The 12,680-nt window shown below is 39.2% G+C and carries 8 protein-coding genes; all 8 read right to left on the bottom strand.

Annotated elements, in window-relative coordinates; genetic code table 11:
* Genes ACNFU2_RS03635 through ACNFU2_RS03600 form a run of 8 tightly spaced genes read right to left on the bottom strand, consistent with a single transcriptional unit; the run spans position 1 to position 12,514 of the window.
* A complete protein-coding gene (locus ACNFU2_RS03635) occupies positions 1-2,445 on the bottom strand; it encodes a TonB-dependent receptor (RefSeq protein WP_273648002.1) in 2,445 nt (814 codons plus the stop codon).
* Positions 2,432-3,820 carry an AMP-binding protein gene (locus tag ACNFU2_RS03630; protein ID WP_273648001.1) on the bottom strand — a complete coding sequence of 463 codons (1,389 nt, stop codon included), beginning with the start codon at positions 3,818-3,820 and terminating at the stop codon, positions 2,432-2,434. The genes ACNFU2_RS03635 and ACNFU2_RS03630 overlap by 14 nt, the downstream gene beginning before the upstream one ends.
* Before the next feature lie 4 nt (positions 3,821-3,824).
* A complete protein-coding gene (locus ACNFU2_RS03625; protein WP_172282766.1) occupies positions 3,825-4,070 on the bottom strand; it encodes an acyl carrier protein in 246 nt (81 codons plus the stop codon).
* Between the two features lies 1 nt (position 4,071).
* Positions 4,072-5,475 (bottom strand): MATE family efflux transporter, encoded by a 1,404-nt coding sequence (locus ACNFU2_RS03620; RefSeq protein ID WP_273648000.1) that lies wholly within the window; start codon positions 5,473-5,475, stop codon positions 4,072-4,074.
* Positions 5,472-7,280, bottom strand: a complete 1,809-nt coding sequence (locus ACNFU2_RS03615) for an IucA/IucC family protein (RefSeq protein WP_273647999.1) — start codon at positions 7,278-7,280, stop codon at positions 5,472-5,474. The genes ACNFU2_RS03620 and ACNFU2_RS03615 overlap by 4 nt, the downstream gene beginning before the upstream one ends.
* Before the next feature lie 6 nt (positions 7,281-7,286).
* Entirely contained in the window at positions 7,287-8,600 is a 1,314-nt protein-coding gene (locus ACNFU2_RS03610) for a lysine N(6)-hydroxylase/L-ornithine N(5)-oxygenase family protein (protein WP_273647998.1), read from the bottom strand.
* Positions 8,593-11,019 carry a GNAT family N-acetyltransferase gene (locus ACNFU2_RS03605; protein ID WP_273647997.1) on the bottom strand — a complete coding sequence of 809 codons (2,427 nt, stop codon included), beginning with the start codon at positions 11,017-11,019 and terminating at the stop codon, positions 8,593-8,595. The genes ACNFU2_RS03610 and ACNFU2_RS03605 overlap by 8 nt, the downstream gene beginning before the upstream one ends.
* The gene (locus tag ACNFU2_RS03600; RefSeq protein WP_306612301.1) at positions 10,991-12,514 is read right to left on the bottom strand and encodes a pyridoxal phosphate-dependent decarboxylase family protein; all 1,524 of its coding nucleotides are present in this window, start codon (positions 12,512-12,514) and stop codon (positions 10,991-10,993) included. The genes ACNFU2_RS03605 and ACNFU2_RS03600 overlap by 29 nt, the downstream gene beginning before the upstream one ends.
* Between the last annotated feature and the right edge of the window lie 166 nt (positions 12,515-12,680).

Below are 12,680 nucleotides of genomic sequence, written 5' to 3'. Positions count from 1 at the left end.
TTAAAACTTAAGGCTAACCTCAGCTACAAAATTACGAGGCATTTGGGCTACTACAACACCTTGCCCTGCAAAATATTGGGCATTCCCTAAATTATTCATTTTAAATCCTAGTCTGTATCTTTCTTTTTCAAGAGAGACAGAAGCATTGATCAATGTATAGGCAGGAAATATAAATTGTCCTGTAGTTGCATTATCCACTGTTATTTGTTTACCTACACGATTAAGTCCGAAACCTATACCTAATCCCTGTAGTCCGTTGATTGGGAGTATGTAACTGATCCATGAATTGAATACATTTGCAGGACCGGAAGATGAAGGACGGCGGCCTTCCACATTGGCCGCGGATCTTACAAATTTACTGTCATTGTATGAATATCCTGCCATAATATTTAAACCATGGATAGGGTTTAAAATGGTTTCAATTTCAATTCCTTTACTTCTTTGTTCTCCATCCTGAATGGTTACATTATACCCTTTTCCATCTCGAATCACAACGTCTGCCCTTAGCATATTGTCGACAAGGATATTGTAATATCCGATCGTAAAATTCACCTTGTTTCTCCACAAATTTCCTTTAATTCCAGCTTCCCATTGATTAGATCTTTGAGGTTTAAAATCTCCGCTATAATCTGGAAGCGGCTGAGAGCTCGGAGCTACATAGCTAAAACCATTCATATAGTTGGCGTATGCAGACAGGCGATCTTTAAATACCTGGTAAACAATACCCAGTTTCGGTGACCAGGCATTCTGATTGAATGCACCTGTATTCGTATTGGTATTGAGGTCAAGTTGACCTTTACTTTCATAATGATCAAAACGTAAACTAAGCAATGTAATTAAACGGTCGGTAATATAAACGGCATCAGAAATATAAGCCCCATACATATTGCTTGAAATTGTATTTCTTTCCAATGGCGATTTTCCTGTTTTAGTAATAGCATTTTGTGTGAAAATCTGTATTTTCTGAAGAGCCAGATCTTTTGATATTGCACCGTATTTACCCGTAAGATCCCTTCCGTTGATCGTATCATACTTAACGATTGGAGAATTATTATTGTTCAGTGACTGATTTAAATAATCCAATCCGATCAGGAGTTTATTTTTAATTTTCCCAATTTTAAATTGTCCGTTAAAATTCTGCTGGATACTTGTGGAAGCTCCTTCGGAATTCTGCCATTGTACGTTACGTTCCAGCATATCGTCTCTTTTAGGTGATCGGATAAATTGATACTGGTATAATCCCTCTGTTTTTCTGTAGTTTCTCGAAATCAAAGTCTGCGAACTCCAGTTGTCGGAAATTTTATAATTAACCTCAGCTTTTACATTGATAGACGGAGCTTTTAAACTCATATCATTGTTGGAATATGATCTTTTCCAGTCAAATCCAAGCTCCTGTGGAGTATGTGCTTCAAACGGGCGTGTTCTGGCAAGGAAAATAATCGGCGTATTCGTTCCTTCGTAGGTATAAATCTGCGCTCCAAGATTGAACTTTAATCTGTCATTAACCTGATAACTCAGTGTAGGAGCAACAAACATAGACTTTCTGAACTCAGAATCCCTGAATCCGTTCTGATACTGATATGCTGCATTTAATCGGAATAAAGTTTTTCTGGAATCGGTGATTGGACCATAAACATCAGCTGTAACACGATTCAGGTTATAACTTCCCAATAAATAGGAAACTTCTCCCCCGAAATAATCTTTTGGTTTTTTGGTTACAACATTGATCAGTCCGCCAAATGATGTTACCGCTCCACCGTATAATGTTCCGGAAGGTCCTTTGATTACATCAATACGTTCAATATCTGAAGGATCAATTTCAGAGTTGGTGGTTGCCGGGACACCGTCTACCATAGAAACTCTTGTTGGAAAACCTCTTAAGTTATAGTAGAAACTTCCGTCTCCTGCTCTTCCGGCGCTTCCCTGCATTTTCACAACACCAGGAACATTTTTCAAAGCATCTGAAACATCATAAACAAGCTGTTCTTTAAGGATCTGCTGATTGATGCTGGTGTACATCTGTGGATTTTCCAGGTTTTTCAACGGCATTTTAGCAATTGAAGTACTGTCCTTATCGAGAAATTTATTTCTGCTTACAGCATATACGGTAATTCCTTCAATAACATTGTTCTCCACCGCGGTATAAATAACCGGGATTTCATAGACATCTTTCTCAATACGAATGGTTTCACGTGTGAGTTCGATATCATTTAAAACCACCTGAAGAGTATACTCCCCAGGCGGCACGTTGTCAAAATAATATTCTCCTGAATTATTGGTTTTTGCCTGATAAGGCGTATTTACTAGTCTTAAAAGCGCGTTTTTTACCGGTGCTTTATCAGACAGCATGATCTTGCCGTTGACACGTTCGCTCTGTTGTGCAGAGACAATTACGGGAAAGCTGACAAGAAGTAAAAGTAATATAAGGGTTCTAAATGTTTTCATGCTGAAGGTTTTGTAACAGGGGATAATTTATTTTGCCGTTTTGTGATAATGGAAATGTCTCTATATGTTCCGTGCGTACATATTGAGGATTGATGCGTAATTTATTCTTTATGGTTTCAGTGATAATCTGAGGATCAATTTCATTGTTGTCATATAATACAATGATCTTTTTGTCATTGGAATTCAGGCATACAAATGTGCTTCCCTCCAGTTCATTTTTAAGAATAAATTCAACCTCATCCAGGTTGAGACGAATTCCGAATAGCTTCATGATGCGTTTTATTCTTCCTGTAATATAATACAGTCCATTTTGTCCTCTCCTGGCGGTGTCTCCTGTACGAAGCACTTTGGGTTGCTCATAAGTTGCAAGATCATGGAGTGTATTGGCATATCCTCCACATATACTTTCATGGAAGAAAAGAAGTTCATCTGTTTCCGGATCGATCTCAAAGCTTGCGCCGTGTACCGGGCTACCAATAGACGTTTCTTCTTCAAGAAGTCCATCGGTACTGAGGTAAGCCATTCTTCCTCCGGCTTCTGTCTGTCCATATTGGGCAAAGAATTGTTTTTCAAATTCATGACAGTAATTGAAGATCGTTTTTCGAAGTTCTCCGTTGATCACCCCTCCTGTATGGGTCATGTATCGTAGGCTTTTACTGTCTTTTCTGAAGAAGCCTATTCGGTTCAGATTTTCATAAAGGTATGGAACGCCACCCAGTGTACTGTATCCGTACTCTTCCATTTCATCCCAGAATGCCTTTTGCATAATATCTTTATCCGTGCATACTATTTTCCCTGCCCGCATACAGTTGGTAGTGAAAATCGAAAAACCATACACGAAATTAATCGGGACATTTAACGGAACTACATCCGATTCCAGGATAGGCATATATTGCAGAATACTCACCGCATTTTTATAAAGACTCTCATCCGAAAGCTTAACCAGCTTAGGAACTCCTGTTGTTCCCGAGGTGCTTAAAAGAATCTTAATATCCGGATGAATGGAAACTTCCGGTTTATAATCTTCTTTAACAAAGATTTTAATTGTTTCTGAGAATTCTCTGGATGAATATCCCTGAAGCTCTTCCCGTGACGGATCAAAGATGTATTTCGGACGGTATTCTGCTTCCAGGCGTTCTTTGAAGTCCGGGTGAAGCTTTTGTCCCAGAATTGCAATGGCATGAGCCGTACCATAGAAGTTCAGTAAAACTTCAATACTGGACAGCTGATTGTCATTGTATAAAAAAATCAATCCTTTTTCTACAGGATTCAGGCCTAATGACCGGTACAATGTTCCTACCGGAACACTTTTGCCACTGGAAGCCTCTATAAAAGAGAGGCTTCTGTTGGCAATTACATTTTCTAAAATTTTCATATACTTAGTTTTCTACGAGTACATCGTATTTTTTCATTTTGTCGCGGATCTTTCCTACAGTTCCCATTTCAAGAATATCATTAAAATCAAACTTTATTTGGTAGAACTGTTCCAATGCTTCTACTATAAGAAGATGGGACATAGAATCCCATTCCGGGATTTCCTGGTAGGTAAGGTTTTCATCAATCATTTCTTTTTTTACTGCAATTGCTGATGCAATAATTTCATAAAATTCGTCTGTTGTGTGCATTTTAAATTTTTATAGTTTTCCATTTACCATTTCTGAAGATCATAAGGAAAAGCACAGCCAGTACAATTTCCGAAGAAACGATAGCTGTAAATATTCCTTTCAGTTCCCATTGAAGCCTTACTCCAAGGAGATAAGCCAAAGGAAGCTGAATAACATAAAACATGATCATATACAGCAGGGTTACCTGCATGATATTTCCGGCAGCATTAAGTGCGCGGCTGATCACCATTGTAAAGCCTAATAACAAATAAGCCATTGAAACCACGTGGATATACTGGACTGCATACTGAGCGACCTGGGCTTCCGAAGTAAAAAAGGTAACAACATATTCCGCTGCCAGTTGCCAGAATAAAGCAACAGCCACGAGATATGTCATGTTGATTCCTCCTGCCCTCCATACGGTTTTTTCCGCACGATCCGGATTTCCTGCTCCCAGATTCTGGCCCGTAAGAACTCCCGCAGCATTTCCTATTCCCCAGGCAGGCATGGTTGCCACAGAAGCTATCCTTTGGGCAATAATGTAACCTGCAAGTGCGGTGGTTCCAAAGGTTGCAATAATCTTCACCATAATCAGCCAGCTGGAGGCAGGAATAATATACTGAACCAGTCCGCCAAAGGTAATTTTGAGGATTTTCTTTGTTAAGGAAAGGTCGAAGTGAAACTTCGTACCGATCTTGATGCTAGTTTTTCCTGTAAGGAGGATAAAAAACTGGTATATTACCGCGAGCAGACGGGATAAAACAGTAGCATAAGCTAATCCCATTAATCCGTAAGCAGGAATAAAACCAAGTCCGAAAACAAAGATGACCGCGAATACCATACTCGATATATGGCAAAGCCAAAGGGATTTCATAGCAAGGGAAGCATCCCCGGCCCCTCTGAAAAGCCCGTTAATGGAAAGCCTCAGAATAACCAATCCGATACTTAAAAATACCAGTTGGGAAAAAAGGACTCCATGATCAATACTATCGGGTTTAATCCCGAGAAAGCCGATGATATCGGATGCGAAAATAAATGACAGTCCCCCAACCAAGAGGGCAAATCCAAACGCAAGCAGTATGATATACTGTGCCGTTTGTCCCATTCCTTCCTTGTCTTTTTCACCTGCTCTCCTTGCCGTTAATGTAGCAGCCGCTATCCCAAGACCGATGGCAATCGCGTTGGCAAAATTGATGTAGTTATCTGTAATACCAACAAGTCCGAGGACCTTATCTCCAAGCTTCGCAATAATTAAAAGATTGATACTCACGAAAACAGATTCCATAACAAGCTCCATCACCATAGGAATGGCTAAACTGAAGATTGAACGGTTGATGCTTCCGCTGGTAAGCTCGGTTTTTCTCCCGGCTAATGCTCCGTACGCAAATACAGAACCGTCTTTTACAAGATGCAGGAACTTTTTCATAGTGCCACAACAGAATTTTTATTGGCTATCTGGTACAATGGGTTGGGTAAAGCACCATCTTTCTTTGGAATAGCAAATGCTTTGTTTTCACTGTAACCGTTATTTTTCAAGCGTACACTGTTGATATAGAATCTTTTGAATGACGGAACATACAGATCATATTTTGCATAGCGGTCTTTTAAATCAGGGTTTTGATTTTTGTAATGCTCTATACATTCATGAACAAGTGTCCAGAACTCTTCTTCTTTAAGATCCGAATAGGTATGAAGAACGTTTGATAAATATCTGAAAAAGGCATCAAAAACCCCAAGAAGAATGGACAATGGAACATTTTCTTTGTTTGAGGACTGAATCAAGCCGTCTGCCAGATGATCCGGTAATTTTTCTCTGGCTTCTGTCGTTAAAACAATGTCATCTACAAAATCTTTAATAACAATTCTTTGTGGAAGCCCGTTTCTCAATACCACCATAATGTTTTCTCCGTGAGGTGTTACGCAAAGAGAATGGGTGTAATAGATATGAAGAAGAGGAGTAAGATAAGCGTCGAGATATTCTGTGATCCATTGTCTTACACTGATTCCTGCTTTTTCAGCAAAAGCTTGTACCAGGGGAACTCCGTTTTGATCCACATAGAGCAATGAAGCCATGGTAAACATTTCTTCGTCTTCCTTTAAATAAGATCCGGCACTTTCACGCCATAATGCTCCCAGGAACTCATTATATTGATATGGGACGCCTGTAATAGCACCGTATTGCGGATGGTGATAAGCGATTGAAGCTTCTTCACCGAGAAATATGGTTCCTTTATTTTCCAGATAAGCATCCCCTTTGATCAGTCCTTTTACCCAATCTGTAATGGAGGGTGCTATTTTCATCTGTTTAGGGGAAAGTCCTCTGATGTTTCCGGTACTCAGAATAGAGACAGCCGTTTTTAAGTATCTCTTCTCAGGATGATCTGCATTGAATAAAGTACGGATGCTCTGTTGCGGGCTGTAAACGTCATTACCCTCTCCCATCGGAATTAATATTCCGGAGACAAGGTCTCCGGCAAAATGGATCTTTAACTTATGTTCCCATTGCCAGGGATGCACCGGGATGAAATGATAATCCTCAACTGATTTTCCTTTGTTGATCAGTTTTTGTTGAAAATTCTGATATAATTCATCCCCGATTTCAGAGCGGTAAAATTCTTCCTGATCGATATGCCCTAAAGAATGAAAAGATGATCTGCTCTTATGAGCGGCAAACCAAAGGACTTTTAAGCTCTTATCCGCTTCCGGGGCAAAGGTTTCAAGGTCAGTAGGTGAAAAGCCTAATCTGCTTTTATTGACAATAACCCATGGGTGACCTGTCATTTGGTGCTCTACTGTCTGGTAATTACTGGATGCCAGATCCTTTGAAGTCATAATCCCTCTGGACAAGATCAGGGAATCACAATATAAAGTATGCAGTAATTCTTCTGTGTATTTTGCTAATGTATTGGAATCAAGATCAAAAACCGCCTGCATTTCAAGGAAAAATTGAGGAATATTAAGGATGTCGGTTTTTTCGCCATTCTCTGTTTTTGTAATACTGGCTTTATCAATATGCCAGAAATCCATCATTCTTTCCTGTCCCCTGAAGCTATATTCTATGTTTTCAAATCCTGTCTCAAGGCTGAAGGTGGTATATCCTTCTTCATCTTGAGATACAGCGACAGGCTTTAATCGCTCCTCATGCATTAATTCGGCGATTGTTTTGGCCATAAGGTCCCTGTTAGCCTGTAGCCAGTGTTTCTGGTTAATTATCGTATTATCGTTACTCATTATTCATTATATTTTGGCGGTTGGCATTGCGTGTTTTTCAACGTCAAAATCCTGGAAGGCTATTTTCTTTTCTATTTTATAATGCTCCCTTCCCAGAATATCATTGATGATATAAGAATTACGGTAAGCCGCCATTCCAAGGTCGGTAGAAATATAGCTATGGGTATGGACTTCTGCATGAAGCACATAAATTTCACCTCCGTTATGATCTATTGAGTAATTTCTGTTCACGGCAAATAACCCGTTGGAATCCCTTTTAATTCTTGATTCAATATTTTTTAAGAATGAAGGTTCATGATAACGGTATCCTGTTCCAATTACGAGATAATCAGCTTCCTGTTCATAAGGGATATCCTGTTCCAATTGTGTAAATTCAAGGGTAAGACGTTCTGTATTGCTGTTATCTACCCGATCCAGCTGGCTGTTGGGAATGATCGTAAGCTTTGGATCGGCATTATCAATATTCAGATCATAGATAAAATCGTAGATCTGGTTGATCAGGTCATAATTGATCCCTTTAAACTGTGCCTGTTGCTTGCTTAAGATAGCTTTGCGGGCAGCTTCGTTTCTGCTGTAAAAATAATCTACGTAATCAGGGGAAGTAAGCTCTAAGGTAAGCTTTGAATATTCCATCGGGAAAAACCGGTCAGGTCGGGAATACCATCCTAATTCCGTATTTTCATTGCGGCTTTGAAGAAGATCGTAAAAGACTTCCGCAGCACTTTGCCCTGAACCAATTACGGCTATTTTACGGCCTTTAGCTAAAAGCTCCTCTTTTCTGTACAAATAAGAACTTGTATGAAGGATCCTGGAATCTTCTTTGGGAATAAATGAAGGAATATGGGGCTGTGTCCCGGTACCAAGGATGAGTCTTTCCGCTTTAAAAACTACCGCCTCCTTGGTTTTGGTGTGAAGCGTGGTAATCAGATAAAGTCCGTCTTCATAAATAATATCGACAACCTGTGTGGAAAAACGGCATTGTGGCAATTGGCTGACTACCCATTGACAATAGCGGTTGTATTCTTTTCGGGGAATGAAGAAATCTTCCCTGATAAAGAATTTATATAACCTGTTGGTTTCTTTAAGATAATTAAGAAGGCTTAAGGGATTGGTAGGATCTGCCATCGAAACACAGTCACACAAAAACGGTGTCTGAAGGGTTACGTGGTCTATCATTAATCCCGGATGCCAGTCGAAGCCATCCCTTTGATCAAGAAAAAGTGTTTTTAATTCAGATATAGGATTGGATAAAGCAGCTAGCCCTAAATTAAAAGGCCCGATACCTATTCCTATTACATTATATATGGTTTCATTAGTCATGTTCAGCGATTTTTGCGGTGATTTGTACATCTTTGTTTTGTGGGAATTTTTCCCAATACCATTCTCTGTAGCAGAAGTTCAGATTGGCTTTTTTGTGTGGCATTTCAATGATTTTTTCTATTTTGAAGCCTACATGTGCCTTATTCATCATGGATGCAAAAGAATCTACAGAGCCTTCTCCTACCATTTTTCCAACTTCCGGTTGGGCAAATACGTAATCTACCATAGATTGTGTGGAAGGAGAAACATATTTCTTTTTAGGATCTGTCGGAGCTATAAACTGATGCGTCCCATAGTCTGTAGGCATTACATCATAATAATCTCCCACAATATCCCGGCATGGCCAGTAAACTTCAATATTGCAGGAAGGTTCATCATTACTCGAAATAATATAGCTGTGGGCTTCGTCACCCGGTAACATCAGTCGGTAATAGGTTTCCAGCTCGTCAATCGGCCAGTTCATCTGCCATATTTTTACAGCATGCTCACGATTGAACCATTCATGAAGCATTTCAAGATCTTCATCAAGGTTAATAGGACGCATACTGATTGTAACATCTTCTTTCTGAAAATAACGCCTGAAGAACACATCGTTTCCTTTTGGATTGATCAGCTGATCCGAGAAGAAATATTTGTAAAGAAGATTGGGAATCCTGGCATAAGAAATAGCCCCGGCACTGGTAATTCCATCAATCTCATTGGCTACTGCCTTAAAGTTTGTTTTGGTTCCCCAATACCTGTTTTGAAGGGCATAGTTGGTAAACGCTGAAGGCATCTCATGGTGAACGGCATCAAACTCCCGGTATAATATATCAATCAGCATTCGTTCACTTATCCACCCTGTTTTTCCTAATGAGGCGATAAGTGCTGAAAAATTGCTCACCAGTACATGATAAGAAATGATATCTAAAAGACGCTCATCTTTGATAAAGAGATCCTCAATCTCCGGATATTCTTTAGCCAGCCCGGTATACTGGTCTCTCGAACTTTCTCTGAGGAGATAACCCTGTGCATCTCTTACAAAAAGTGTTTGAGGAAGCAATTGATCATCCAGCTGAATCAACAGGTTCTGCTGATGAGCCTCAGGAGCCATTCCATAATGGCTGTATAAGTGGTTTAATGGAGCGATTAATAGTTTAATATACTTTTCGAACCATGTGGTTATGGATTCTTCAAGACCCATTCCCAGGACATCTGAAACATCCGAGAAAAATTTCTGTATAAAAGTCTTTCCGTCAGCAGGCTCATCCTGGCATAACCTGGCGAGTAAAAGTATTTTATCTTCAGGTAAAAACGGATTCTCGCGAACTAATAAATTAAGACTATCAATGTTTTTATCATTGTGGTAGACTGCCAATGTTACAGGTTCTAAAAGAAGTTTGAACTGATTAAAATCCTTTTCAAATGCTGAAGCTGCGTGCTTACGCCATAATGCTGAAGCATAGCCTCTTTTTAAATCTTTTTCAGTGTTGATCCTGATCGAACCGGTTAAAAGAACATTCAGGGAAAACTTTGGCATCCATGGAATATGAGGGTTGTACATGCTTCTTATAGAAGATGTTGAATAAAATCCTTCTCCCAGGGCTCCGATGTGAATTAATGTCCTGTTTTCTATCATTTCCGAGCCTTCTTTTATCGATAAAAGATAACTGGCTTCCCAGGGATGACATGGAACGATATAGAAGTCGGACAGGCTTTCCCCTTCTTTAAGATAATTTTTTCCAAAGTCCGAAGGCAGAGAAACGATGCTTTTCAGAAATTCATTGTAGGAGATCTCTAAAACAGAGTTTTCTACAACATTGTTTTTATGCACTAAAAAATACTCAAGCTGTATCTCTTTATTGAATTCAGGACCATACAAAAGCTGTTCTTCTTTTGAAAATCCCATCCTTGCTTTGGTAAAAGGATGAAGATTATGCCCTGCCGGAAGCCTCTGCTCAGATTCCAGAAAGGAGTAAGACACAGGATCATTCTCCTGAGCACCAGCATTCATGATCAGTTCCAGGTTTCTGAAGCTGCTTTGGATTCTTTTGGTAAATAATTCCAACCCTTGTTCACTGAATTGCTCAGAAAGCTCTTTATAAACCAAAGCTGTCAGCTGGTCGATATCCACCTCAAAAATGCTTTCATTTTTATGATCAACGGCCCATAAAGGCATTGCATAATCGTGAAATGAACTTTCGGAACGATAAGCAACAGGGGCGAATAAAAACAGATTGCTCTTTTTTAATTCAAATCTTATGTATAGCGGGTAATTGCTGTTTTGAAGTGCCCGGGCTGTAAGGGTATCATATTTTGGAACTCCTTCATAAAATCTTCCGTTCCCCAGTTCCCGCAACATACCATTCAATAAGATTCTGCTTGTAATGGTAAGCGCTTTTTCTGCAACATTAGTTTGTTGTTCCAAAATTTTCTCCATGCTTTTTTATTGTGTTTAATATTTGATGAATATCTTCAGTAGTAGTAATAGGATTCAGGAAAGTAAATTTCAGATAGAAATTACCATCAACCTTGGTACTTGCTACCAGGATCTCTCCACTGTAGAACAATTTCATTTTTATATGTAAGTTCAGTGCATTCAGATCTTCAATATCGTCTCTCAGATAACGGAATACCAATACACTAAGGTCAGTATGCGATAGCAATTCAAATTCCTGGTCTTCAGTGATCATTGCTGCTGCATCTTTAGTAAGATCAATCACCCTGTCGGTATATTCAGCCAATTGTTCCTGCCCCATTATTCTTAAGGTAAACCAAAGTTTTAAGGCGTCAAATCGACGGGTACTTTGTATAATAGACTTATTGATCTGTGCAGGAATCTCTTCCTCATCCATTTCTGCAGGATTCAGATAATCGGCATGATGTTTAAGGATTCGAAGTTCTCTCTTGTTTTTAACAATGAAAGCACTACTGCTGATCGGCTGGAAGAATGATTTATGATAATCTATTGTTACAGAATCTGCTTTTTCAATGCCGTTTAAAAGATGACGGTATTTCGCGCTTAAAAGTAAGGCACAACCATATGCTGCATCTACGTGCATCCAGATATTATGTTGAGCCGCGATATTCGCAATATCCTCCAATGGGTCTACATTGCCAAAATCTGTTGTTCCGGCGGTTGCTATGATCCCGATAGGAATATTTCCTAATTCGATCTCACGCTTCATATATTTCTGAAGCAATGTAATATCCATCCGGAATTCATGGTCAGTGGGAACTTTTATTATGGATTTTTCCCCTAACCCCATAATAGATGCATTCTTTGAATTGCTGAAATGCGCTTTATCGGAAATGAAAATTCTAAAACGGCCGGCTTCAGGCGGTAAGCCGTCTTGTTTGATGTTGTGATGTAAGTTTTTTTGAGAGAAGACATCCCGCATCATCACCAATCCCATCAGATTACTTTGTGAACCTCCTGCGGTGAATACACCATCACTTTCAGAAGAATACCCTAATCTTTCTGCTGTCCAGTCAATCAGTTTTCTTTCCATAAAAGTGCCGCCGGCACTCTGATCATAAGTATCCTGTGAAGAGTTGATAGCGCTCACAAGAATTTCTCCGGCTAATGCTGGAATTACAATAGGGCAATTGAGATGGGCTACATATTGAGGAAGGTGAAAGGCTGTGGCATGCTTTACGTAGATGTCATCCACCTCATTCAGGAGCTCTTCATAAGAAGAGAGTTTTTGGTTCAGGTCAATGTGCTGAACCTTTTGTTTCATTGTTTTAGCTTCTATTCCGCTAAATGGTTTGTCGTTTCTATGAAGAAATGTTCCGACCAGGTCTAAAGTGTCATTGATAGCGGAACGATAGTGATCATAATTATCCTGATGAAAAATGTTTTCAAATTTCCCCGAAAAGTGATTCAAAGTGTCGTTTATCACTCCTTCGTGAGGCAAAATTTCGTTGTTCATATATTTATTTATAACGTTGATTAAAAAAAATGGTGTTGACTTATTTTTATTTGGACATAGGTTATATATCTCGTAATCAATACGTTAAGTTTTATTTTTTTGCATTTTTTATTTGGTACTTAATTAAAAATTCATAAATTTGACAACGCAATTGTTATTTAGAATA

Origin of the sequence: Chryseobacterium sp. PTM-20240506, assembly GCF_048296755.1 — a bacterium.
GTDB classification, from domain to species: Bacteria; Bacteroidota; Bacteroidia; order Flavobacteriales; family Weeksellaceae; genus Chryseobacterium; species Chryseobacterium proteolyticum.
The sequence above is the reverse complement of the archived record's forward strand: the minus strand, read 5'-3'. Positions and strand labels throughout refer to the sequence as shown.

What these genes read in the sequence shown, in the direction of transcription:
- ACNFU2_RS03625 (WP_172282766.1), bottom strand. Translation starts at nt 4,070, where the DNA reads ATGCACACAACAGACGAATTTTATGAAATTATTGCATCAGCAATTGCA.
- ACNFU2_RS03600 (WP_306612301.1), bottom strand. Translation starts at nt 12,514, where the DNA reads ATGAACAACGAAATTTTGCCTCACGAAGGAGTGATAAACGACACTTTG.
- ACNFU2_RS03605 (WP_273647997.1), bottom strand. Translation starts at nt 11,019, where the DNA reads ATGGAGAAAATTTTGGAACAACAAACTAATGTTGCAGAAAAAGCGCTT.
- ACNFU2_RS03635 (WP_273648002.1), bottom strand. Translation starts at nt 2,445, where the DNA reads ATGAAAACATTTAGAACCCTTATATTACTTTTACTTCTTGTCAGCTTT.
- ACNFU2_RS03615 (WP_273647999.1), bottom strand. Translation starts at nt 7,280, where the DNA reads ATGAGTAACGATAATACGATAATTAACCAGAAACACTGGCTACAGGCT.
- ACNFU2_RS03610 (WP_273647998.1), bottom strand. Translation starts at nt 8,600, where the DNA reads ATGACTAATGAAACCATATATAATGTAATAGGAATAGGTATCGGGCCT.
- ACNFU2_RS03620 (WP_273648000.1), bottom strand. Translation starts at nt 5,475, where the DNA reads ATGAAAAAGTTCCTGCATCTTGTAAAAGACGGTTCTGTATTTGCGTAC.
- ACNFU2_RS03630 (WP_273648001.1), bottom strand. Translation starts at nt 3,820, where the DNA reads ATGAAAATTTTAGAAAATGTAATTGCCAACAGAAGCCTCTCTTTTATA.